This window comes from Agromyces ramosus, from assembly GCF_004216665.1.
Taxonomy (GTDB): Bacteria; Actinomycetota; Actinomycetes; order Actinomycetales; family Microbacteriaceae; genus Agromyces; species Agromyces ramosus.
On the sequence record NZ_SGWY01000002.1, the window covers coordinates 227539 to 250693 of the forward strand.

26 protein-coding genes are annotated in these 23155 nt (G+C 72.0%); 15 read left to right on the top strand and 11 right to left on the bottom strand.

Annotated elements, in window-relative coordinates; genetic code table 11:
- Positions 1–10: 10 nt before the first annotated feature.
- The 8 genes from murI (at position 11) to EV187_RS07625 (ending at position 6978) form a co-directional block, all read left to right on the top strand.
- Positions 11–856, top strand: a complete 846-nt coding sequence (murI, locus tag EV187_RS07590; protein ID WP_130352473.1) for a glutamate racemase — start codon at positions 11–13, stop codon at positions 854–856.
- On the top strand, positions 853–1629 hold the full coding sequence (rph, locus tag EV187_RS07595) for a ribonuclease PH (RefSeq protein ID WP_130352474.1): 777 nt from the start codon (positions 853–855) through the stop codon (positions 1627–1629). The genes murI and rph overlap by 4 nt, the downstream gene beginning before the upstream one ends.
- Entirely contained in the window at positions 1626–2246 is a 621-nt protein-coding gene (gene rdgB / locus EV187_RS07600; RefSeq protein ID WP_130352475.1) for an RdgB/HAM1 family non-canonical purine NTP pyrophosphatase, read from the top strand. The genes rph and rdgB overlap by 4 nt, the downstream gene beginning before the upstream one ends.
- A gap of 207 nt (positions 2247–2453) precedes the next feature.
- The gene (locus EV187_RS07605) at positions 2454–3371 is read left to right on the top strand and encodes an ABC transporter ATP-binding protein (protein ID WP_130352476.1); all 918 of its coding nucleotides are present in this window, start codon (positions 2454–2456) and stop codon (positions 3369–3371) included.
- A gap of 36 nt (positions 3372–3407) precedes the next feature.
- Entirely contained in the window at positions 3408–4262 is an 855-nt protein-coding gene (locus tag EV187_RS07610; protein ID WP_130352477.1) for an ABC-2 transporter permease, read from the top strand.
- Positions 4262–5599, top strand: coding sequence for a sensor histidine kinase (locus tag EV187_RS07615; protein ID WP_423190879.1), 1338 nt, complete (start codon positions 4262–4264; stop codon positions 5597–5599). Before EV187_RS07610 ends, EV187_RS07615 begins: the two co-directional genes overlap by 1 nt.
- 109 nt (positions 5600–5708) lie before the next feature.
- Positions 5709–6404, top strand: coding sequence for a response regulator (locus EV187_RS07620; protein WP_242609566.1), 696 nt, complete (start codon positions 5709–5711; stop codon positions 6402–6404).
- Between the two features lie 133 nt (positions 6405–6537).
- Positions 6538–6978, top strand: coding sequence for an iron chaperone (locus tag EV187_RS07625; protein WP_130352480.1), 441 nt, complete (start codon positions 6538–6540; stop codon positions 6976–6978).
- A 106-nt stretch (positions 6979–7084) separates the two neighbouring features.
- On the opposite strand, the gene EV187_RS07630 is transcribed toward EV187_RS07625, so the two are convergent.
- Together EV187_RS07630 and EV187_RS07635 are read right to left on the bottom strand one after the other, a co-directional pair.
- Complete coding sequence (locus EV187_RS07630; RefSeq protein ID WP_130352481.1) at positions 7085–7483, bottom strand: MmcQ/YjbR family DNA-binding protein; 399 nt, start codon at positions 7481–7483, stop codon at positions 7085–7087.
- Between the two features lie 53 nt (positions 7484–7536).
- Positions 7537–7959, bottom strand: coding sequence for an ester cyclase (locus EV187_RS07635; RefSeq protein ID WP_165391137.1), 423 nt, complete (start codon positions 7957–7959; stop codon positions 7537–7539).
- 137 nt (positions 7960–8096) lie between these two features.
- Here EV187_RS07635 and EV187_RS07640 point away from each other — a divergent pair, with 137 nt between their 5' ends.
- Entirely contained in the window at positions 8097–8558 is a 462-nt protein-coding gene (locus tag EV187_RS07640) for an SRPBCC domain-containing protein (protein ID WP_130352483.1), read from the top strand.
- A gap of 59 nt (positions 8559–8617) precedes the next feature.
- On the opposite strand, the gene EV187_RS07645 is transcribed toward EV187_RS07640, so the two are convergent.
- Positions 8618–8830 (bottom strand): hypothetical protein, encoded by a 213-nt coding sequence (locus tag EV187_RS07645; RefSeq protein ID WP_130352484.1) that lies wholly within the window; start codon positions 8828–8830, stop codon positions 8618–8620.
- A 10-nt stretch (positions 8831–8840) separates the two neighbouring features.
- Positions 8841–9764: an RNA polymerase sigma factor SigJ gene (gene sigJ / locus EV187_RS07650; RefSeq protein WP_130352485.1), complete on the bottom strand. Its 924-nt coding sequence runs from the start codon at positions 9762–9764 to the stop codon at positions 8841–8843.
- Between the two features lie 88 nt (positions 9765–9852).
- Between sigJ and EV187_RS07655 the strand changes: the two genes are divergently transcribed.
- Complete coding sequence (locus EV187_RS07655; RefSeq protein WP_130352486.1) at positions 9853–10788, top strand: NAD-dependent epimerase/dehydratase family protein; 936 nt, start codon at positions 9853–9855, stop codon at positions 10786–10788.
- A gap of 60 nt (positions 10789–10848) precedes the next feature.
- Positions 10849–11769, top strand: a complete 921-nt coding sequence (locus EV187_RS07660; RefSeq protein WP_130352487.1) for a cation diffusion facilitator family transporter — start codon at positions 10849–10851, stop codon at positions 11767–11769.
- A 95-nt stretch (positions 11770–11864) separates the two neighbouring features.
- Here the strand turns inward: EV187_RS07660 and EV187_RS07665 are convergent, their stop codons facing one another.
- From EV187_RS07665 to EV187_RS07685, 5 genes are all read right to left on the bottom strand, one after another.
- Complete coding sequence (locus EV187_RS07665) at positions 11865–13016, bottom strand: epoxide hydrolase family protein (RefSeq protein ID WP_130352488.1); 1152 nt, start codon at positions 13014–13016, stop codon at positions 11865–11867.
- Between the two features lie 133 nt (positions 13017–13149).
- A complete protein-coding gene (locus tag EV187_RS18695; protein ID WP_130352489.1) occupies positions 13150–13827 on the bottom strand; it encodes a helix-turn-helix domain-containing protein in 678 nt (225 codons plus the stop codon).
- A 52-nt stretch (positions 13828–13879) separates the two neighbouring features.
- Positions 13880–14638: a DedA family protein gene (locus EV187_RS07675; protein WP_130352490.1), complete on the bottom strand. Its 759-nt coding sequence runs from the start codon at positions 14636–14638 to the stop codon at positions 13880–13882.
- Between the two features lie 184 nt (positions 14639–14822).
- On the bottom strand, positions 14823–15470 hold the full coding sequence (locus EV187_RS07680; RefSeq protein ID WP_130352491.1) for a biliverdin-producing heme oxygenase: 648 nt from the start codon (positions 15468–15470) through the stop codon (positions 14823–14825).
- Positions 15471–15549: 79 nt separating this feature from the next.
- Positions 15550–16023 carry a MarR family winged helix-turn-helix transcriptional regulator gene (locus EV187_RS07685; RefSeq protein WP_130352492.1) on the bottom strand — a complete coding sequence of 158 codons (474 nt, stop codon included), beginning with the start codon at positions 16021–16023 and terminating at the stop codon, positions 15550–15552.
- 77 nt (positions 16024–16100) lie between these two features.
- Between EV187_RS07685 and EV187_RS07690 the strand changes: the two genes are divergently transcribed.
- Together EV187_RS07690 and EV187_RS07695 are read left to right on the top strand one after the other, a co-directional pair.
- Positions 16101–17303, top strand: a complete 1203-nt coding sequence (locus EV187_RS07690; RefSeq protein WP_130352493.1) for an FAD-dependent oxidoreductase — start codon at positions 16101–16103, stop codon at positions 17301–17303.
- Positions 17304–17313: 10 nt separating this feature from the next.
- Positions 17314–18183 carry an LLM class flavin-dependent oxidoreductase gene (locus tag EV187_RS07695; RefSeq protein WP_130352494.1) on the top strand — a complete coding sequence of 290 codons (870 nt, stop codon included), beginning with the start codon at positions 17314–17316 and terminating at the stop codon, positions 18181–18183.
- A gap of 37 nt (positions 18184–18220) precedes the next feature.
- On the opposite strand, the gene EV187_RS07700 is transcribed toward EV187_RS07695, so the two are convergent.
- The gene (locus EV187_RS07700; protein ID WP_130352495.1) at positions 18221–18919 is read right to left on the bottom strand and encodes a response regulator; all 699 of its coding nucleotides are present in this window, start codon (positions 18917–18919) and stop codon (positions 18221–18223) included.
- The gene (locus EV187_RS07705) at positions 18912–20594 is read right to left on the bottom strand and encodes an ATP-binding protein (protein ID WP_130352496.1); all 1683 of its coding nucleotides are present in this window, start codon (positions 20592–20594) and stop codon (positions 18912–18914) included. Before EV187_RS07705 ends, EV187_RS07700 begins: the two co-directional genes overlap by 8 nt.
- Before the next feature lie 168 nt (positions 20595–20762).
- Here EV187_RS07705 and EV187_RS07710 point away from each other — a divergent pair, with 168 nt between their 5' ends.
- On the top strand, positions 20763–22187 hold the full coding sequence (locus EV187_RS07710; protein WP_130352497.1) for a cation:dicarboxylate symporter family transporter: 1425 nt from the start codon (positions 20763–20765) through the stop codon (positions 22185–22187).
- Positions 22177–23094: an HpcH/HpaI aldolase/citrate lyase family protein gene (locus tag EV187_RS07715; protein WP_242609495.1), complete on the top strand. Its 918-nt coding sequence runs from the start codon at positions 22177–22179 to the stop codon at positions 23092–23094. Before EV187_RS07710 ends, EV187_RS07715 begins: the two co-directional genes overlap by 11 nt.
- Positions 23095–23155: the final 61 nt, after the last annotated feature.

The window sequence follows — 23155 nt, forward strand, 5'->3', positions numbered from 1 at the left end:
CTTGGATGTCGTGACGGATGCACCGATCGGGATCTTCGACTCCGGCGTCGGCGGTCTCACGGTCGCCCGAGCGGTGAAGGACCAGTTGCCGCACGAGTCGATCCTCTACATCGGCGACCTCGAGCACTCGCCCTACGGCCCGAAGAAGATCGCCGACGTGCGCGGCTACGCGCTCGCCGTGCTCGACGACCTCGTGGCGCAGGGCGTGAAGATGCTCGTGATCGCCTGCAACACGGCGTCCTCGGCGATGCTGCGCGACGCGCGCGAGCGCTACGACGTGCCGGTCGTCGAGGTGATCCAGCCGGCGGTGCGCCGGGCGGTCGCCACGACGCGCAACGGCCGCGTCGGCGTGATCGGCACGGTCGGCACGGTGCAATCGCGGGCCTACGACGACGCCTTCGCCGCGGCCCCGCACCTCGAACTGGTCTCGGCGGCCTGCCCGCGATTCGTCGAGTTCGTCGAGGCCGGCGTGACGAGCGGCGACGAGTTGCTCTCGGTGGCCGAGGAGTACCTCGCGCCGCTCCGCGATGCCGATGTCGACACGCTCGTGCTCGGCTGCACGCACTACCCGTTCCTCAAGGGCGCGATCTCGTACGTGATGGGCGAGCAGGTCGCGCTCGTCTCGAGCGACGTCGAGACCGCGAACGACGTCTATCGCGTGCTCGTGTCGAACGGCATGGAGCGACGATCGCCGCTGCCGCCCACCTACCGCTACGAGGCGACCGGCGGCTCCACGAGCGCGTTCCTCGACCTCGCGCACCGGCTCATCGCCCCCGAGATCCCGAGCGTCGAGCTCGTCGAGACGGGCGCGCTCACCATCCCCCACCACGCACGGCTTCGACAGGAGAACGCATGACCGAGGCATCCGACCCCCAGGCGAACCTCGTTCGGGCCGACGGCCGCTCGCCCGACGAGCTGCGCACGGTCACCTTCGAACGCGGCTGGAGCGCCCACGCCGAGGGCAGCGCCCTCGTCTCGTTCGGCAGCACCAGGGTGCTGTGCACGGCGTCGTTCACGAACGGCGTGCCCCGCTGGATGAACGGCAAGGGTCGCGGCTGGGTCACCGCCGAGTACGCCATGCTGCCGCGCTCCACGAACACCCGCAACGACCGCGAGTCGGTGAAGGGCCGCATCGGCGGTCGCACCCACGAGATCAGCCGGCTCATCGGCCGCAGCCTGCGCGCCGTGGTCGACACCAAGGGCCTCGGCGAGAACACGATCCAGATCGACTGCGACGTGCTGCAGGCCGACGGCGGCACCCGCACCGCCGCCATCACGGGTGCGTACCTCGCGCTCGCCGACGCCGTCGAGTGGGCCCGCGAGCAGAAGTTCATCGGGCAGAAGGCGAAGCCGTTGATCGACACGGTGTCGGCCGTGTCGGTGGGCATCATCGACGGCACGCCGATGCTCGACCTCGCCTACGTCGAGGACGTGCGCGCCGAGACCGACATGAACGTCGTCGCGACCGGTCGCGGGCTCTTCGTCGAGGTGCAGGGCACCGCCGAGGGCGCACCGTTCGACCGCCGGGAGCTCGACGCCCTGCTCGACCTCGCGCTCGCCGGCACCACCGAGCTCACCCGATTGCAGGTGGGCGCGCTCGCCGCCGGCGCCGAGGCGGCCGGCGCGTGAGCCTCGAGTTCGTGCTCGCGAGTCACAATGCGCACAAGGTGCGCGAGTTCCAGCGCATCATCGGCGAGCGGATGCCGCAGGCGGTCGTGCTGCCGTACGACGGCCCCGAGCCCGTCGAGGAGGGCGTCACCTTCGCCGAGAACGCCCTTATCAAGGCGCGCGCGGCGGCGCAGCACACCGGACGCATTGCGCTGGCCGACGACTCGGGCATCACCGTCGACGTGCTCGGCGGCGCGCCCGGAATCTTCTCCGCGAGGTGGGCGGGGTCGGCCGCGGGCGACGAGGCGAACGTGCGCCTGCTGCTCGACCAGCTCAGCGACATCCGGCGCCCGCATCGCGGTGCGGAGTTCCACTGCACGATCGCGCTCGTGGTGCCCGAGGCCGTGCTCGCGGGCGGGCACGAGTTCGTGGCCGAGGGCCGCTGGCGCGGCACGCTCGCCTACGAGCCGCGCGGATCGCACGGATTCGGCTACGACCCGATCTTCGAGCCCGACGGCCTCGAGGTCACGGCCGCGGAGCTGCGACCCGAGGAGAAGGACGCGCAGAGCCATCGTGCCCGCGCGTTCGTCGAGCTGCTGCCCGAGCTCGAGCGCGTCGCCGCGCGTGTCGGGCGCTGACCGGCAGAGCGGCTGACCGGCGGGCCGGCTGACCGGCAGGCGGGCTGACCGGCACCACCCAGGGGACTCGTCCCGCGGTACCACGTCGTGCCGGAAGGTCGGTACCGCGGTCTGACGACGCCCGTCGTGCGGCTCCCTACCTTCGATTCATGCACTCCGGCCGGGACCTCCGGCGGAGCATCCGAATCGAAGGGACCGTCGATCATCATGATCGAGGTGGAACACCTGACCAAGCGCTTCGGCGCGACCACCGCGGTGGACGACCTGTCGTTCACCGTGCATCCGGGGACCGTCACCGGATTCCTCGGGCCCAACGGCGCCGGCAAGTCGACGGCGATGCGCGTCATCGCCGGTCTCGCCCGGCCCACGTCCGGCACGACCCGCGTCAACGGTCGGCCGGTCGCCGAGCACGCCGCGCCACTGGCCGAGGTCGGCACGCTCCTGGCCGCGGGCGCGGCGCATCCCGGCCGTACCGCGCGCTCCCACCTCCTCGCGCTCGCCGCGACGCACGGCCTCGGCCGAGCGCGAGTCGACGAGGTGCTGCGCCTCACCGGGATGGAGACCGTCGCCGACCGGCGCGTGGGCTCCTACTCGATGGGCATGGGCCAGCGTCTCGGCCTCGCCGCCGCGCTGCTGGGGGACCCCCGGACGATCATGCTCGACGAGCCCATCAACGGACTCGACCCCGACGGCATCGTCTGGGTGCGGCGATTCCTGCGCAGCCTCGCCGCCGAAGGTCGCACCGTCTTCCTCTCGTCGCACCTGATGAGCGAGATGGCGCAGACCGCCGACCACCTCATCGTGATCGGACGCGGCCGACTGATCGCGGATGCGCCGATCGAGCAGGTGCTCGCCGGCGTCGGCGCGTCCCGGGTCGCCGTGAAGACGCCGGATGCGCAGCGGCTGGCCACCGCGCTCGCGGCACCCGACGTGACCGTCACCGCCGTCGCCCACGACGAGCTGGAGGTCACGGGGCTGGATGCCGCCGCGATCGCCGCCGTGGCCCGCGACCTCGGCGTGCTCCTGCACGAGCTCGCCACGCACACCGCCTCGCTCGAGGAGGCGTACCTCTCGCTGACCGACTCCGCGGTCGAGTACACGGCCGTGCCTGCGGCCGCCCGCTGAGTCCGATCCCACACCGCCGACCAGGAGACCACCATCATGTCCGCATCGACCACGACGGCACACGCCGTCGACTCGATCACTCGCGGCTCCGTGCCGCGCCTCACCTTCGCACGGATCACCCGCGCCGAATGGATCAAGACCCGGAGCGTGCGGTCCTCGTACTGGACCGCCGCAGCCACGCTCGCCTTCACCGTGCTGTTCGCCGCGGGGGTCCTGCTCCTCGTCTCGGTCGCGCCCGCCGCCGACGTGCCGGATCCCGCTGCCGTCATCGTCGACAGCTACGGCGAGGCGCCGGGCATCGGCGTCGCCGGATTCGCCTTCCTGTTCGCGTACGCGCTCGTCGCGGTGTTCGGGGTCCTCGTCGTGAGCACCGAGCGCTCGACGGGACTGCTCGCCACGACGCTCGCGGCCGTGCCGCGACGCACGCCCGTGCTCGCCGCCAAGCTCGTCGTGTCGGCGGTCGTGGGCATGGCGATCGGACTGATCGGTGCCGTCGCCTCGTTCCTGCTCGTGCAACCGCAGCTCGCTGCGCTCGGACTCGGCTCGTCGCTCCTCGACCCGGACGCGCTCCAGGTGCTCGCGGGCGGGACCCTCTTCGTCGGGCTCATCGCGGTGATGTCGACGGCGATCGCATCGTTGTTCCGCGGGACCGCCGCGGCGCTGGGCGCGGTGCTCGGCCTGCTCGTGCTCGCCCCGACCCTGATCCCGATCATCCCCGGGATCGGCGGCGAGATCGCCGGATTCCTGCCCAGCTCCGCCGGTATGATGCTGTTCCAACCCGCGACCCAGGTCGGCTGGCAGCCGATCGTCACCGGGGGACTCGTCCTCCTCGGGTGGACCATCGGGGCAGTCGTCGTGGCCGGAGCGCTCTTCAAGAGACGAGACGTGTGATGGACGAGCGAGGACCCTCCAGCGCCCGGGCCGCGAGCCCGGCTGCCGGGGGGTCCCCGGCAGCGCCGGGGTCTCCGGCAGCCGCCCCGACGCCGACGCAGGCCACGGCAGCGCCGACACCGCGAGTACGCCGGTTCCTCCGGTCGCGCCCGTGGCTCGTCGACGTCGCGGTGTCGGTGGTGTTCACGCTGATCGTGGTGGCCACGCTCGCGTCGGAGGTCGCCACGGGTGAGGCGCAGGTGACGCCGTGGCAGGTGGTGACCATCGCCGGCACCGCGATCGCGCTGCTGTTCCGCCGTCGGGCGCCCCTCACGGTGCTGGTCGTCGTCACGCTCCTCACCTCCGTGGTGACGTTCTCGGCTGAGTCGAACCTGCTGCTGGCGGTGCCGATCGCCCTCTACGCCGTCGCCGCCTTCCGCTCGCCGGTGATCGGCTGGGTGGCCGCGGCCGCCGCGTACCTCGTGACGGTCGTGAGCCTCTTCGCCTGGCTTCCCGTGCTGGAGGATCGACTGGGCGCCCCGTCGGCGTTCGACATTCCGATCGTGCTGCTCACCCTCGCGATGGCGGACGCCGTGGGGGTGCTCCTCGGCACGAACACCTGGCAGCGCGCGGAGCGCGTGCGCGCACTCACCGAACGGGCCGAGCAGCTCGCGAGGGAGCGGGACAACGAGGCCAGGATCGCGACGCTCGCGGAGCGCAGCCGCATCGCGCGGGAGATGCACGACATCGTCGCGCACAGCCTTTCGGTGATGATCACGCTCGCCGATGGGGCCGGCGCATCGCTGCAGCGGGATCCCGAGCGGGCGCGTCTCGCGCTCGACCGGCTCTCGGAGACCGGCCGCATCGCCCTCCGCGACATGCGACAGCTGCTCTCGGTGCTCGGTGACACCCCGGATGCCGCGCCGGCACGAGAACCCGCCCCCGGCCACTCCGACCTCGCCGACCTCGTCGAGCGGTTCCGCGCGGCCGGACTTCCCGTTCGGTTCTCGGTGCACGGGGTTCCCCTCGCCGATGCCGCGCTCCAGTTGGCGGTGTATCGCGTCGTGCAGGAGGCGCTGACCAACACCCTCCGCTACGCGCGCGATCCGCAGCACGTGACCGTGGCCGTCGACTACGAACGCGCCGACACGACCGTCACGGTCGTCGACGACGGCCGCACCGATGCCCCGGGCGCCTCGGTGGGCGCCGGCCGCGGCATCATCGGCATGGGGGAGCGCGCTGCGGTGTTCGGGGGCACCGTCGAGGCGGGACCGCTGCCGACGGGTGGGTGGCGCGTGCGCGCCGTCTTGCCGCGTGCACCGGAGGACGGGAGTCCGGAGGGGTCCGACGATGCCTGACCCCGCGACGGGCACCGGGCCCGACGGCCGCCAGGAATCGGCGGCAGTCGGCCGCGGCATCCGGGTGCTCCTCGTCGACGACCAGCCGCTCATCCGGCTCGGATTCCGCATGGTGCTCGAGGGCGAGCCCGACCTCGAGGTCGTCGGCGAGGCCGAGGACGGCGACGCGGCCGTCGCACTCGCGACCGAGCTCGCACCCGACGTCGTGATCATGGACGTGCGCATGCCCGGCACCGACGGCATCGGCGCGACCTCGCGCATCGTCGAGCGGGCGCCGGGCGTGCGAGTGCTCATCGTGACCACGTTCGACCTCGACGAATACGCCTTCGCGGGGCTGCGGGCGGGCGCGAGCGGCTTCCTCCTGAAGAACGCGCCCCCGGCGGAGCTCGTGCGCGCGATCCGCACGGTGGCCGCCGGCGACGCGATCGTCGAGCCGCGCATCACGCGCCGCCTGCTCGATCTCTTCGGCGACCGGCTGCCCGACGCCGGCGGCTCGGCGGCGACTGCGGTGACGGATGCCACGGCGGATGCCGCCGCCGATGCCGCGAGCTCGACGACCGGACGCACCGATCCCCGCCGCGATCCCCGCCTCGCGTCGCTCACCGAGCGCGAGGCCGAGGTGTTCACCGCGATCGCACAGGGGATGAGCAACGCCGAGATCTCCGCCGCGTTCTACCTCTCGGAATCGACGGTCAAGACCCACGTCGGCCGCATCCTCATGAAGCTGGGGCTGCGCGACCGCATCCACGCCGTCGTGCTCGGCTACGAGACGGGCGTCGTCACGCCCGGCGCACCGGGTGCGTAGGTCGCGCGCCCGCACGCCGCTGCGGCGCATCGAGCAGGATCGGAGAAGCACGCGACGACGCATCCGAATAGCCTGAGATCGACGCCGGATCAGTACGGCGTCGCCGACGAGAATCCCAGAAGGAGAAGCCACGATGGCCAAGACCGACACGTCCGGAGGGCTGAGCGCCGAAGAGCGCGACGCGGTGAAGCAGCGCGCCAAGGAGCTCCGCGATCAGGAGAAGGCCGGCAAGAACCGCGCGGCCGGTGAGAAGGCGGTCCTGGAGGCGATCGCCCAGATGGAGCCAGACGACCGGGTGCTCGCCGAGGGGCTCCACGAGGTCGTCACCGAGGTCGCGCCCGACCTCGTCCCGAAGACGTACTACGGCATGCCCGCCTATGCGAACGCCGACGGCAAGATCGTCGTGTTCATCCAGGCGGCCGGCAAGTTCAAGACGCGCTACGCCACCATCGGCTTCGAGGACCGCGCTGCCCTCGATGACGGCGACCTGTGGCCGATCGGCTACGCGGTCCGCAGCTGGACGCCGGCGGTGGAGCAGCGGCTCACCGAGCTCGTGCGCAAGGCCGTCGGCTGACCGCGAGCTCGGGCCGCGATCGGCGAGACGGTCGTCGATGATCCGAGTCCGCAGGGGACTTCCTCGCGGACCCGTGAACGCCCGACGAGTGGGCTGAGACCTGCGATCAGGTCGTCTCCGAGCCCGCGTCGTCGAGCTCACGCCGCAGGTACTTCGGAGCCTGCACGCGCCACGCCTCCGTGACGAGCTCGGCGAGATGGTCGACGTCGATGCCGGCCATGCGGAACGCGACCTTCGGCTCGCCCCACGGGGTCGTCGTGCGCAGGAACACGTTCGGCGCCATCTCGACGAGGGCGAGCGCGTCCAGGCGATCGCCGACCTTCACCCCGACGACGAGCTCGCGGGCGACGGTCTCGCGGATGTCTGCGGGGATGCTCGGCCAGGGGTGGCACTCCCACGCGTACAGCTTGCCGCGAACGAACCACGCGGCGCCGCCCGTCGTCGCGCGCTCCTCGCTTCCGGGCAGCCCGACGGTGGTGCGTCGCACGTCGTCGAGGGTGGCCACGGTACGAGCCTAGGCCGCACCACCGACACGGAGGGCAGGAGGCGCAGGCTCGGTCATCCGCGGAGCGGGATGTCGCCGAGTTGCCGGTAGAGCCCGAGCCGGTCGTACTCCACCCAGTCCTCCGCGAGCCTGCTGTCGGCGAAGCGGCCGATGATGATAGCGGTCCATTCCGCCGTCCTCCCGGACGCGGCGATCCCTGCCCAGTCGCCGTGCTGGGTGCCGCGCCAGTGCCCCCGCCACACGCCCCGGTCGCCGGCGAAGAACAGGTCGTCGAGCGTGAACGTGAGATCCGGGAAGGCGGTGAAGAAGTCCGCCATCGCCGCCCGCCACTCGCCGAGTCCGTGCAGGGTCTCCTGGCCCATCCAATGCGAGGAGAGGTCTTCGACCCAGTACGATCCCAGGTCGTCGAGCTCGTGCCGGTCGAACACGGCCTCGATGTACTCGCGGATCAATGTCTCGTGTGGTGATGCGGACACGGCAATCGCTCCCTGAGGCTGGGTGATGACGGACTGGTTCCGCCCTTCCATCAGGCTGGCCCGAACCAGGGACCGCGTCAACGACTTCGAAGGTGCGATGGGACCGGGGTCGTCGGCTGCGCGGCTAGTGTCGGAACATGGCCAGAACGGATCGAGCGACGCTCCTGATCCACGCCGACCGGGAGCGGGTGTTCGCTGCCCTCACCAGCGCTGAAGCGCTCCTGCGATGGCTTCCGCCACGGGGAATGCGGGGCCGATTCGAGCGGTTCGAGATGCGCGATGGCGGCTCCTACCGCCTCGTGCTCACCTATGACGATGCATCCGGCGCGCCCGGCAAGACGTCGGCCGACTCGGATGTGTCCGACGTGCGGATCGCGCGGATCGTCCAGGGGGAACGTGTCGTGCAGGAGGTCGAGTTCGAGACGGACGATCCCGCCTTCGGGGGGACGATGCAGATGGAATGGAGCCTGCGCAGCGGGAGGATGGGGACGACGGTCCAATTCGAGGCGCGAAACGTTCCGGAGGGGATTCGCGCCCGAGACCACGCCGAGGGTCTCACCTCCTCGTTGGCGAACCTCGCCGCCTACCTCGAACCCTGAGCAGGGCTCTTCGGTCGAGGCCGCACATGCCGGCAGTTCGGCGCGGGGTCATGCTCTCGCTAGCTGCCGGTCTCGACCCAGCTCACCGGAAGGAACGGGCTGTACACGTGGACGACCGTGTCCCGCTTGCGGTCGATCTCGATCGTTCCCCTGCCCAGGTTCATCGCATCGAGGATCTGCGACCGAACACCGTCCCACACGGCGGCATCCGTGAACCGGTACTTCGCGTGGTACGGCGCGAGGCCGATGTAGAGCGTGACGTCCGTTGCCATGGGATGCACTCTATCGAGGGCTGCCGGCGTCGCCGGAGACCAGCGCGTTCAGGTCGCCGACCGGACCCAGGTGGCGGAGCTTGTCGGGGTTCAGCTGGTTGCCGACCACCGAGATGCAGCCGTCGCCGACGTGCACCATGAGCAGGCTCAGCGTCGCACCGTCGGCTGAGCTCACCCGCAGCGCCGCCTCGCCGTTCGCCGACGTGCGGTCCAGGTGCACGTGCATGCCCGCGCCGCGCCGCGCGAGCCCCGCGAGGAACCTCGCGACCGCCACGGCGCCGTGCAGCGGATGCTGCACCGCAGGGGCCTTGCCTCCACCGTCGGCGTAGAACACCACGTCGTCGGCGAGGACGCTCGCGAGCGCGTCGACATCGCCGGCGTCGAGGGCGGCGAAGAACGTGTCGAGCAGGGCGGCATCGCGCGCGGCATCCGCATCGAATCGTGGACGGCCGTCGGCGATGCGAGCACGAGCTCGGTGCATGACCTGCCGGCAGGCGGCCTCCTCGCGTTCGACGATGGCCGCGATCTCGGCGTAGTCCATCACGAACACTTCGCGCAGGATGAAGACCGCGCGCTCGACGGGGCCGAGCCGCTCGAGCACGGCGAGGAACGCGAACGAGAGCGTCTCGTCGCGTTCGACCCGATGGGCCGGATCCGCGTCGTCGTCGGGCAGCGGCTCGGGGAGCCAGGTGCCCGTGTAGACCTCGCGCGTGCGACGCGCCGAGCGCAGCGCGTCGATCGCGAGGCGCGTCGCGACGGTCGACGCGAACGCCTCGGGCCGTTCGATGTGCTCGCCCGCCAGTGACCGCTCGTGCAGGCGCAGGTACGCCTCCTGCACGACGTCCTCCGCCTCCGTCACGCTGCCGAGCATGCGGTAGGCGATGGAGAACATCAGCGGTCGGAGCTCGCCGAGCTCCGCGGTGGAGGTGGGCATGGTCCGAGCATGGCACAGGCCGATTCGCACCGGGTGTCACAGCACCCGAGGTCGATCCGTCGGAGGGGGTGAGAGGAAGGGAGAACTCATGCGAGTCTTCATCGCCGGCGCCACGGGCGCCGTGGGATCCAGGTTGGTGCCGTTGCTCGTGGCCGCGGGCCACGACGTGGTCGGCACCTCGCGCAGCGCCGAGCGACTCGGCGACATCGAGGCCGCGGGCGCGAGGGGCGTGGTCATGGACGGCCTCGATGCGGCATCCGTGCGCAGCGCCGTGCTCGAGGCCCGACCCGACGCGATCGTGCACGAGCTCAGCGCGCTCGGCGGCGTCGCGCCCGACCTGAAGCACTTCGACGAGCAGTTCGCCGGAACGAACGCCCTGCGCACGCGCGGCACCGACCACCTGCTCGCCGCCGCCGGCGAGGCGGGCGTCGGGCGGTTCGTGGCGCAGAGCTTCACGGGCTGGCCGAACGAGCGCACGGGCGGACCGGTGAAGACTGAGGAGGACCCGCTCGATCCGTCGCCGACGTCGGCCTCCCGGCAGACGCTGGAGGCCATCCGCCACGTCGAACGTGCGACGACCGAGGCCGGGGGACTCGCGCTGCGGTACGGCGGCCTCTACGGGCCCGGCAACGTGATCGGCCGGGGCGGCGAGCTGCTGGCCATGGTGCACGACGGCAAGCTGCCGCTCGTCGGCGGCGGCACGGGAGTGTGGTCGTTCTGCCACATCGACGACGCGGCATCCGCCACCGCGGCCGCCCTCACGCGCGGCGGCCCGGGCGTCTACAACATCGTCGACGACGACCCGGCGCCGGTGTCCGAGTGGCTCCCGGAGCTCGCCCGGATCATCGGAGCGAAGCCGCCCAGGCACGTTCCCGCGCTGGTCGCCCGGCCGCTCATCGGCGAGCACGGCGTGTCGCTGATGACCAAGGTGCGCGGGTCGTCGAACGCGAAGGCCAAGCGCGAGCTCGGATGGGAGCTGCGGTATCCGACCTGGCGGGAGGGCTTCCGCACCGGGCTCGGCTGAGAACGGGTCTCATTCCCATCACGGCCGGGTCGCGGCATCCGCGCCTACGCTGGAAGGGACATGGCACACGATCACGACCACGCGTCGACCGCGAACCGCACCCGGCTCTGGGTGGCGATCGCGATCATCGGCGCATTCCTCGTGGTGCAGGTGGTCGGCGGCATCCTCAGCGGTTCGCTCGCGCTGCTCGCCGATGCCGGGCACATGGCGAGCGACCTCATCGGCCTCGTCGTCGCGCTCGTCGCGGCGATGGTCGCGGCCCGCCCGGCGACCGACCGCCAGACCTACGGCTACCGGCGGGCGGAGGTGCTCGCCGCCCTCGTGAACGGCGTGATCCTCATCGTCGTCGCGGCGTCGGTCGCCGTGTCGGCGATCGGCCGGCTCGTCTCGGGCGCCGAGGGCGAGGCCCACGAGGTGCAGGGCGTGCCGATGCTCGTCGTCGCCGTGCTCGGACTCCTCGCCAACCTCGCGGCCATGCTCGTGCTGCGAGCCGGCGCGAAGGACTCGATCAACCTGCGCGGCGCCTACCTCGAGGTGCTCGGCGACCTGATCGGCTCGGCGCTCGTGATCATCGCGGCCGTCGTGATCGTCGCGACCGGGTTCGACGCCGCCGACCCGATCGCGTCGATCGCGATCGCGGTGCTCATCGCGCCGCGGGCGGTGTCGCTGCTGCGCGACGTGATGCACGTGCTCTTCGAGTCGGCGCCCGCCGACACCGACGTCGCCGAGATCCGCGAGCACCTGCTCGGCACCCCGGGCGTCGTGGCCGTGCACGACGTGCACGTGTGGCAGATCACGTCGGGCTCCCCGGTGTTCAGCGCCCACGTCGAGGTCGACCCCGAGGTGTTCGCATCGGGTCGCACGGGAGAGCTGCTCGACGAGCTCGGCGGATGCCTCTCCGAGCACTTCGACGTAGCTCACTCGACGTTCCAGCTGGAGCCCGCAGGTCGCGCCGAGCACGAGCAGCCGCAGCATCCGTGACCCGGATGCCGCGCGCCGACCGTCTCGGCGCGACCGCGCCCCCGTCCTCTGCGGTGCTCCGCTCGGCCGCCTCCGTCCGTTCGCCGCGCTCGGCCTCACACGGCCAGCAGCCGCGCGAAGTAGGCGCGGAGATCGCCGACGAGCTCGTCGGGCGCCTCCATCGCCGGGAAGTGGCCGCCGTGCCGGTGCTCGCTCCAGAACGCGAGGTGCCCGTCGGGGTCGAGGATCCGGCGCATGAGCGGCTCGTGGCCGAAGGCCGCGATGCCCTGCGGCCGGTCGTGGCTGCGGCCCCAGGCGACCTGCGCGTGCGCCGCCTCGTAGAGCATGTTCGCCGCGCCGTCTCCGGCCCGGCCGAACCACGACACGGTGATCAGGGTGAGCAGCGCGTCGAGGTCGACGGCCTCCTCCGGCAGGGCGCGGTCGGGGTCGGTCCACTCCTGGAACTTCTCCGCGATCCAGGTCGCCTGGGCGATGGGGGAGTCGGTGAGGCCGTAGGCGACGCTGAGCGGGCGGGTGGTCTGCAGCGCGAGGTAGCCGAAGTCCTCTGCCCGGGCGTCCTTCAGCCGCTCGTGGTGCTCGCGCTCGTCGTCGGTGAGGTGGTCGGTCGGCGGCGTGTACTGGGTCGCGATCGAGCCGGGGTCGGTCGCGGCGATCGAGCCGAGCACGCGGTCGCCCGCGTCGAGGCACAGCTGCTCGCTGATACCGGCGCCGACGTCCTCGCCGAAGACGGCGTAGCGGTCGTACCCGAGCGCCTGCATGAGCTCGTCGAAGGCGCGCGCCGTGCGCGCGATGTCCCAGCCGTGGCTCGTCAGCGGCGTCGAGAACCCGAACCCGGGGATCGACGGTGCCACGACGTGGAACGCCGGGGCCGGACCCACGCCGGATGTCACGCCGGGGCGCTCGGCGAGCTTCGGCGCGATGCCCGCGAACTCCACGAACGACGACGGGTAGCCGTGGATGAGCAGCAGCGGCACCGCCGCCTCCTCCTCGGAACGCACGTGCAGGCCGTGGATCGGCTGCCCGTCGACCTCGGCGAGGACCTGCGGCAGGCGGTTGAGCCTCGCCTCCTCCGCTCGCCAGTCGTACCGGGTGCGCCAATACTCCGCCAGGCGCTGGGCGTAGGGCACGGGCGTGCCGCGCTCCCAGTCGTCGCCGAGCGCGGCGGGCCAGCGGGTGCGTTCGAGGCGGGACTGCAGGTCGGCGAGCTCGGCATCGGAGATCGCGATCGCGTAGGGCCGGATGTCCATGGCGGTTCCTTCTCTCGTGTGCGACGGGCACGAGTGAAGCGGATGCCGTCGGCGCCGTCTTGAACCGGAACGACACGGCGTGGCCGCGCGGCACCACGGCGCGCCGGTGCTCAGGCAGGGTGCGATCCGGACGTCAGACCGGTTCGTCGCGCCGCTGCGACTCGGCCGGCGTGTAGCCGGTGAGCCGCTTCACGTCGCGGGAGAGGTGCGACTGGTCGGCGTATCCCAGCTCGTAGGCGACATCCGCGATCGCCTCGCCGGTGCGCAGTCGCACGACGGCCTCGCGGGCCCGTGCGATCTGCCGGACCTGGCGCTGGCTCCGCCCCGTGATGCGCGTGAAGTGGCGCTCGACGGTGCGCGACGACACCGGCGGGTTCTCGCCGTGCAGCGCCGCCTCGATGACCTCGTCGTGGGCGAGGAGGTCGTGTGCGGCGAACTCGGCGAGGAGGTCGTCGACCGTCGCGTAGTCGGGCATCGGCCAGGTGCGGGCGGCGAGCTCGAAGTGCTCGGCATCGGGCATCGGCAGCGGAACGGTGCGGTCGCACATCGAACGCGGCTCCACGTGCGTGAAGTACGTGCCCTGCGTGAAGCGCACCCCCACGTTGCGGTTGCCCGTGCGGTAGGGCACCGCCGTGGGCTCCGACGACGGGCCGCTCAGGAGCACGCGCGATCCGGCGCGCGTGCGCGTGAAGATCATGTCCCAGCACGCGTCGGCCGCCGCCAGGTAGGTGCCGTCGCTCGTGTCGACGGTGTGCCAGATCACGTCGACGAAGCGGGAGGCTGAGGCTTTCTCCTCGTAGAGGAAGCTCATGCCGCCGAGTGTAGCCCCGTCGCACGGCGCCCGCAGGGGCGGCGTGCGATCGTCAGCGCTCTTCGGGACCGCGCTCGAACACCTCGGGGTCGAGCACCAGGTGCTCGGCCTCCTCGTGGTCGGTGACCACATCTTCGCCGGCCGCCGCGGCCTTCTTCGCCTTGTGCCGCTCGCTGAAGTAGTGCCAGGCGGTGATGAGGGCGGTGCCGCCCACCGCGATGAGCAGGATGATGTCGATGTAGTCGCGCACCAGGGTGGCGACCGGCGGGATGAAGCTCACGAGGTACCCGAAGATGGTGAGCCCGAAGCCCCAGAGGACCGCGCCGATGAAGTTGTAGAGCGTGTACCTGGCGCGGTGCATGTGGCCGACGCCCGCGGCCACCGGGGCGAACGTGCGCACGATCGGCACGAACCGGGCGAGGATGATCGTGAGTCCGCCGAAGCGCTCGAAGAACGCGTTCGTCCGCTCGACGTTCTTGACGCTGAAGAGACCGCTCTCCTTGCGTTCGAACACCTTCGGACCGCCGCGATGACCGATCTCGTAGCCGACCTCGCCGCCGAGGAACGCGGAGAGGGCGATGAGGAGCGCCACGATCCAGACCGACACCCCGAAGACGCCGTTCGGCGGCACGAGCTCGGGATTCGACAGCAGGCCTGAGATCACGAGCAGCGTGTCGCCCGGGAGGAGGAAGCCCACGAGCAGTCCGGTCTCGGCGAACACGATGAAGCACACCACGAGCAGTGCCCACGGCCCCGCGGCGGCGATGATCGACTCCGGGTCGAGGAAGGGGATGAGCGCGGTGTGGATCATGCAGGGCTCCAGTCGTCGGACACGGCGGATCACCGGGTCGCAGGGCGGCGTGGTGTCGTTGCAGTCTACCCAGCGGATGCCGCGGCCGACTGGGATCCCGCAGGGAATCATTCCCGGGTATGACGCCGACCCCCGACGGCGGTACCGTCGCCGACGCGGCGGGCGCCCCGCGGCATCCGCTCGCTCAGGCGGCGAGGGCCTCGAAGACGGCGCTGTTCATGCGGAATGACGTGCGCACCTCGGCGACGAGCACGTCGACCTCGTGGGGCGAGAGCGCGAGTGCGTTCATGGCCTCGCGGTAGCTCCGCTTGTAGCGCACCAGGCCGTCGTCGGCCACCTCGAACCGGTAGAAGCCGAGCTGCTCGGGCGTCGCGCCGTAGTGGCGCGCGACGAGTGCGGCGATGGCCTGGCCACCGGAGAGATCGCCGAGGTAGCGCGTGTAATGGTGGGCGAGGTATCGCACGTCGTCTCCGGAGATGGCCCGCAGGTGCGCCGAGTAGTCGGCCGTCGCGGGCAGCGGCGGATGGGCATGGCGCCAGTCGGATGCCCCGAGCGCCGACAGGTCGGCGTCGATCGCGGCCATGCGCGCGAGTGCGGGGTCGAACACGGGCGGGTCGCCGGGCCTGCCGCCGCGCTCCTCGAGCGCCTCGTACACCCACGCGAGCTGGGCGAGGTAGCGCGTGTACTCCTCGAGGGAGAGCTCGCCGCCCATGAGCGCCGTGATGAACCCGCGGGTCTCGGCGGCACGGTGGTCGTCGGCGGAGGCTGCGCGCACGAGCGCGGCGACGTCCAGGGGCTCGGTGGAGGTGGCGGGCGGGGGAGCGATCGTCATGTCGAGCCTTCGGTACCTGGGGAGCGAACTTAGGTAAGGGTTACCTCACCCTAGAGCCCCGGCCCCGTCGTGGGAAGGCTCAGCGCGCGCGCAGGCGCTCGATCTCCTCGCGGTTGACCTCGGCGGCCCGCGCGAACAGGTCGTTCGCGAAGGCGAGCTGGTCGTCGGTGAGCGTGTCCAGGTAGGCGTTCCACCGCTCGCCGACCCGCCCGTACACCTCGCCGAAGCGATCGAGGATCGCCTCGGCGTTCGCGGTCACGATCACACGACGTCGGTCGCCCGGATCCCGGTCGCGCGAGACGAAGCCCGCGCGCTCGAGCCGGTCGATCGCGGTCGTGATCGCGCCTCCGGCCGTGAGCCCCGTGCGTTCGGCGAGCTCGCCTGGCGTGGCCGGACCCTCGCCCATGAGCAGGCTCGCGACCTGCAGGTCGGTGCCGTTCACGCCACCCCACTTGGCCACCGCGTCCTGGAAGAGCACCGCACGCGCCATGAACTCGCGCATCACCTCGCCCGCGCGCTCCAGCTCGCGGGCACGTGTTGACGTCTCGGCCATCCTCGCGTATTCTCTCTACTATCGAGAGACTCTGTAATCGAGAGTCTCCCCGCCACAGTCTACGCAAGGAGCATCGCATGTCACGCGCACTCATCATCGGATGCGGCGTCGCCGGTCCCGCCGTGGCCCTGTTCCTGCAGCGCGCCGGATGGGACGTCGAGGTCTTCGAGGCGGCCGACGAGCCCGACGCCTATGCCGGGCTCTTCCTGAACGTCGCCACCAACGGCCTCTCGGTGCTCGAGCAGCTCGGACTCCGCGATCAGGTCGTCGCCGAGGGGCACCGTTCGCCGCACATGGTCATGTGGTCGAGCACCGGCCGGGAGCTCGGCACGGTGCCCAATGGCCCGGCACGCGAGCCCGAACGCGGCAGCGTCGTGGTGCGCCGCGGCATCCTGCACCGGGTGCTGCGCGAGGCCGCGCAGCACGCCGGGATTCCGATCCGCTTCGGCGCTCGGCTCGAAGGCATCGAGCAGTCGGATGCCGCGGTGCGCGCGACGTTCGCCGACGGTCGCGCCGTCACGGGAGAGCTGCTCGTCGGCGCCGACGGGGTGGGCTCTGCGACCCGGCGCCACATCGACCCGGAGGCACCCGCGCCCGCGTACTCGGGTCTCGTCGGCCTCGGCGGGTTCGCCCGGGTGCCGGGCCTCGCGCCCACACCCGAGGCGCAGCACATGGTCTTCGGACGCCGTTCGTTCTTCGGCTACCTCGTGCGCGCCGACGGGGAGGTGTACTGGTTCGCGAACCTCACCCACGCGGCGTCCGAGCGCTCGGCCCTGCGCGCCGTGCCCGCCGAGCGGTGGCTCGCGACGCTCCGCGACCTGCACGCCGACGATCCGTACCCGGTGCCGCAGATCCTGGCGCACGCCACGGGGGAGGTCGGCGGCTATCCGATCGACGACCTCGCCCACGTGCCGAACTGGAGCCGCGGCCGGGTCGTGGCGGTCGGCGACGCGGTGCATGCGACGTCGCCGAGCGCCGGCCAAGGGGCATCCCTCGCCCTCGAGGACGCCATCACGCTCGCCCGGTGCCTGCGCGACGGCCCCGACCACGCGGCCGCGTTCGCCGAGTACCAGCGGCTGCGCCAGGCGCGCGCGGAGGCGGTCGTCGGCTATGCGCGGGCGATCAACCGGCGCAAGCGGGTCACGAGGTCCCGACTCGGCATCGTGATCCGCGACGCGATGCTGCCGATGTTCCTCCGCACCGCGGCCGACGACACGCGCAACGACTGGCTCTACAACCACGAGATCCCGTGGGAGGCAGGTGTCGGCGGCAGGCGATAACGTCGGCCGCATGAAGCACGGGTTCATCTTCACCGGCACCGATCCGAGCCTCGCCGTCGAGCTCGCGCCGCTCGCCGAGGCATCCGGGTGGGACGCGTTCTTCGTCTGGGAGGGCATCTGGGCCACCGACCCGTGGGCGACGCTCGCCGCGGCCGCCGTGGTCACCGACCGCATCCGGCTCGGCACGATGCTCACTCCGGTGCCCCGGCGGCGCCCGTGGGAGCTGGCCGGGCAGACCATGACCGTCGACCGGCTCTCGAACGGGCGCGTGATCCTCTCGGCCGGACTCGGGGTCGCCGCCGAGTTCGAGCAGCGATTCTGGATCTTCGAGGACGACCCCGGCCGCAAGGTGCGCGCCGAGCTGCTCGACGAGGGCCTCGAGATGCTGCAGCACCTCTGGCAGGGGCAGCCGTTCTCCTTCGAGGGCGAGCATTACCACGCCGAGCCCACGCAGACCATGCTGCCGCCCGCCATCGTGCAGCAGCCGCGCATCCCCACGTGGGTCGTGGGCGTCTGGCCGCGCATGAAGTCGATGCGCCGCGTGGCGCGCTACGACGGGTGGATCCCGAACTACGCGCCGCCGGGCGCTGCCGGGATGGACCCGCTCGAGCAGCAGCGCACGTACACGCCCGAGATCGCCGCCGAGGCCATCGCGTGGATCACCTCGGAGCGGGAGCGGCTCGGCCTCGCCGACCGGCCCTTCGACGTCGTGCAGGAGGGCACGACGGGCGGGGTCGATCGGGTGGCGGATGCCGCGGTCGTCCGTGCGTGGGCCGAGGCCGGCGTCACCTGGTGGCTCGAGTCCGACTGGCAGGTGCCCGCCGAGCGGGTGGCGGAGTACGCGCGGGCGCGGGTCGCGGCGGGTCCACCCCGCCCGTAGCCCCCGGCGGTCGAGGTGCGCCGGTGCCGGCGCCGGGTCAGCGCCGGCGGTACTCGACCTCGGGCCGCCCCGGCGTGCCGTACCGGCTCGCTCGCTCGACCACGCCCCGGTCGGCGAGGTGCTCGAGGTAGCGGCGCGCGGTGACGCGCGAGAGGTCGAGCGCAGCGGCGAGCTCGGTCGCCGACACGGCGCCCGAGGGCGCCTCACGAACGGCGATCCGTACCCGGTCGAGGGTCTCGCGGGTGAGGCCCTTCGGCAGGTCGCCGCCCGACGAGGTCCGGAGCGCGGCGAACGAGGCGTCCACCTCCTGCTGGTCGGTCACCGCCGCCGTGCCGACGCGGGCGTGGTAGTCGCGGTAGGCGTTGAGCTTCTCGGCGAAGGCCGCGAAGCCGAACGGCTTGATGAGGTACTGCACGATGCCGAGCGACACCGCCGAGCGCACCACCGCCGCGTCGCGCACCGCCGTCACGGCGATCACGTCGATCTCGATGCCCGCAGCTCGCAGCGACCGGCAGAGCTCGATCCCGGTGGTGTCTGGCAGGTTCACGTCGAGCAGGATCAGGTCGATCGGCGCGATGCGGCCCTCGCGGGCGTCGCGCAGCATCCGGATCGCCTCGTGCCCCGCGTGGGCGATGCCCGCGACGTCGAAGCCGTCGACCCGGCCGACGTAGGCGGCGTGCGCCTCGGCGGTGACCGGCTCGTCCTCGACCACGAGCACGCGGAGCGCCTCAGGCATCCGCGGCGCCCTCACCCGCGTCGGCGTCGGCGGTGGCGGTGGCGGTCGCCGGTGCCGGAGCAGGAGCAGCCGGCACCGCCGCGGGAAGGATCGTCGCGGTGAGCGGCAGCCTCACCTCGAACGTCGAGCCCAGCACGCGGACGCTGCCGCCGAGGCGGGTCACCGTCTGCCGCACGAGCGCGAGCCCGATGCCGTGTCCGGTCGCCTCCTTCGTCGTGACGCCGAGGTCGAAGACGCGGTCGCCCTCGCTCGGCCCCGCGCCGCTGTCGCCCACGGCGATGCGCAGGGCGGCCTCCGTGGCCTCGACCGCGACGTGCACCGTCGGCGCCGACGTGCGGGCGGCCGCATCGAGCGCGTTGTCGATGAGGTTGCCCACGATCGTGATGAGGTCGCGGGCTGGCACCGACGTCGGTTCGAGCCGGTCGGGCAGGTCGATCTCGAAGGCGATGCCGCGCTCGCTCGCCTGCGCCGCCTTGCCGAGCAGCAGCGCGAGCAGCACGGGCTCCTCGACGGCCGAGAGGAGCCGGTCGGCGAGGGCCTGGCTGAGCGCGAGCTCCGAGCTCGCGAGCGCCGCGGCATCCGCCGGCCGATCGAGCTCGATGAGCGCGATGATCGTGTGCAGCCGGTTCGCGAACTCGTGCGCCTGCGACCGGAGCGCGTCGGAGAGGGTCGTCATGGTCTCGAGCTCGCCGGTGAGCTCCTGCAGCTCGGTGTGGTCGCGCAGGGTCGTCACGGTGCCGATGCGCCCGCCGCCGCGGCTGCGCTCGCGCGACACGATCACGTCGCGGTCGATGACGAGCACGTGCGTCGGCGTGATCGCGATCTCGTCGACGGCCGCGTCGGTGCGGGCGAGCACGTCGACGACCGCGCGCGGAAGGTCGAGCTGCGCGAGCGGCACGGCCGCGGTGGCGGTGGCGGGTCGCCTCGGCAGGCCGAGCAGCTCGGCGGCGCGATCGTTGTAGAGCACCACGGCGTTCGAGCGGTCCTGCAGCACGAGCCCCTCGCCGATGGAGTGCAGCACGCCCTCGTAGTACGAGAACATGCGGCTCATCTCCTCGGCGCCGCGGCCCCAGGTGACCCGGCGCAGGTAGCGGCTGAGCAGCCAGGCGATGACCGCGCCGATCGCGATCATCGCGAGCGCCGCGAGGATGACCGTCGCGATGCGCCCGCCGAGCGCGACCTGCGTGTTCGAGACGGTCACGCCGGCGGCGACGAGCGCGACCACCTCGCCATCGTCGCCGAGCACCGGCACGACGGCGCGGACCGAGGGTCCGAGCGTGCCCGTGTAGGTCTCGGTGAACGACTCGCCCGCGAGGGCACGGTCGATGTTGCCGAGGAACTCGCGGCCGATCTGCGTCGGGTCGGGGTGGGTGTAGCGCACCCGGTCGGGCGCCATGATCGTGATGAAGTCGATGCCGGCCTCGTCCATCACCGCCACGGCGTAGGGCTGCAGGCGCGTCGTGGGGTCGGGGGTGCCGAGCGCGGTGGCGACGTAGGGGTCGGCGGCGAGCGTCTCGGCGACGGCGAGGCTCTTGGCGGCCGCGTCCCGCTCGACGTCGGCGCGGGCGTCGGCCCAGATCCAGGCGACGGCCAGGGCGGCGAGCGCGACGATCATCACGAGCTGCAGCACGAAGAGCTTCGTGGCGATGCTCCAGCCGCCGATCCACGCCTTCATGCCCACCTCGCAACGCTGCTCGGCTTCAGCCTAGGCGGGCGTCTCGCCGCGTGCCGCGAACAGTATGAACACAACCGGATGCCGCGGCATCCGCCGTCGCATGCTTGCCCGAACCCAACGATTCGTCGCCAACCGGGCGATGACCGACCAAGGAAGGCAGGGACGGCAATGGCGCTCCAGTCTCGCACCGGGGGAACGACCCGGCGGAGGATCGACTCCTCGCACTACCTCTACATCGCGGTGATCGTCGCGGTGCTCGCGGGCATCACGGTCGGCCTCGTGGCCCCCGACTTCGCCGTGGGCCTGAAGCCCATCGGCGACGCCTTCGTGCTGCTCATCAAGATGATGATCGCCCCGATCATCTTCTGCACGATCGTGCTCGGCGTCGGGTCGATCGCGAAGGCGGCGACCGTCGGCAAGGTCGGCGGCCTGGCGCTGCTGTACTTCATGATCATGTCGACGTTCGCGCTCGGCATCGGCCTCGTGGTCGGCAACCTCATCCACCCGGGCCAGGGCCTCGACATCGCGGGCACCTCGTACGACGCGGGCACGACCGAGGCCAAGACCACGAGCGAGTTCATCCTCGGCATCATCCCGACGTCGCTGCTGTCGTCGCTCGTCGACGGCAACATCCTGCAGGTGCTCTTCGTCGCTCTGCTCGTCGGCTTCGCGCTGCAGAGGATGGGCGCGAAGGGCACGCCGATCCTCGGCGCGATCCGGCAGATCCAGGCGCTCGTGTTCCGCATCCTCGCGATGATCATGTGGGTGGCGCCGATCGGCGCGTTCGGCGCGATCGCGGCCGTCGTCGGCAACACGGGCGTCGCGGCCATCATCGGCCTCGGCACGCTCATGATCGCCTTCTACATCACCTGCGCGCTGTTCATCGTGGTCGTGCTGGGATCGCTGCTCTGGGCGGTGAGCCGCGTGAACATCTTCCGCATGATGAAGTACCTGGGCCGCGAGTACCTGCTCATCGTCTCGACCTCGTCGAGCGAGGTGGTGCTGCCCCGGCTCATCGCGAAGATGGAGCACGCCGGCGTCTCGAAGCCGGTCGCGGGCATCACCATCCCGACCGGGTACTCGTTCAACCTCGACGGCACCGCGATCTACCTCACCATGGCGTCGCTGTTCATCGCGGGCGCGATGGGCACCCCGCTCTCGCTCGGCGAGCAGATCTCGCTGCTGCTGTTCATGATGGTGGCCTCGAAGGGCGCGGCCGGCGTCACCGGCGCGGGCCTCGCGACCCTCGCGGGCGGCCTGCAGGCGCATCGCCCCGACCTCGTCGACGGCGTCGGCGTGATCGTCGGCATCGACCGGTTCATGTCCGAGGCCCGCGCGCTCACGAACTTCACGGGCAATGCCGTGGCCACGCTGCTCGTGGGCACGTGGACGAAGCAGCTCGATCGCGAGCAGCTGCGGAGCGTGCTGGCCGGCGACCGGCCGTTCGACGAGGCCACGATGAGCGTCGACGACCACCTCTCGCCCGACGAGCAGGCCGAGGTCGAGCGCGAGGAGCGCCCGTCGACCGCCGCCATCGCCGCGATCGTCGGCGAGCTCGACGAGGAGAAGGTGAGCCAGGGCCGTGGCCGCTGAGTCCGCCGCCACGTCGATCGCCTCGTCGATCGGCCCGTCGATCCCGGTGGGTGCCGCAGCCGCGGTGCCCGCCGGGCTCGCCCGGTCGTGGCTGCTCGTGCCGGGATCGGCGGGCGACCTCGCGGCTCGGGTCGCGGCATCCGTCGCCGACGCCGTGATCGTCGACCTCGAGGACGGAGTCGCGCCGGAGCACAAGGGCGCCGCACGTCGAGCGCTCGTCGCGCTCGCCGGGGCCGGGGAGCGACCGTGGGTGCGCATCGGCGACGCGGCGTCGGACGAGTGGCGCACGGATGTCGCGCTGCTGCGCGGCGCCGACCTCGTCGCCGGCGTCGTGCTCGCGAAGGTCGAGTCGCCCGAGCACGTGCGACGCACCGCCGACGCGCTCGATGGCTCGCTCCCGATCGTCGCGCTCGTCGAGAGCGCGCGCGGCGTGGAAGCCGCGCTCGGCCTCGCCGAGACGCCGGGCGTCGTGCGCCTCGCGTTCGGCAGCGGCGACTTCCGCCGCGACACGGGCGCGGCGGACGACCCGCTCGCGCTGCTCTTCGCACGCTCGCGCCTCGTCACCGCGAGCCGGGCCGCGGGGCTTCCGGGGCCGATCGACGGGCCCACCGTGTCGCGCGACGCGGTCGTGCTCGCGGAGGGGACGCGGCACGCGGCATCCGTGGGCATGACGGGTCGGCTCTGCCTGCGCGAGGAGCAGGTCGCCGAGGTCAACGACGCCCTGAGCCCCTCGGCCTCGGAGCTGGCGTGGGCGGTCGAGGTGCTCGACACCCTCGATCGGTGCGGCATCCGCGACGGCAGCGACCTGCCGCGCATCGCCCGCGCCCAGGCGCTGCTCGACGCCGCCGCGGCGTTCGGCCTCGAGGCGGATGCCGCGGGCGCGCCGGTCTCCGACTACGCCGGCTGATCGCGCGCGGCCGAGCCTCCTCCCTGGGCCACCGGGCGAACCCCGCCCGCCCGCGACCCCC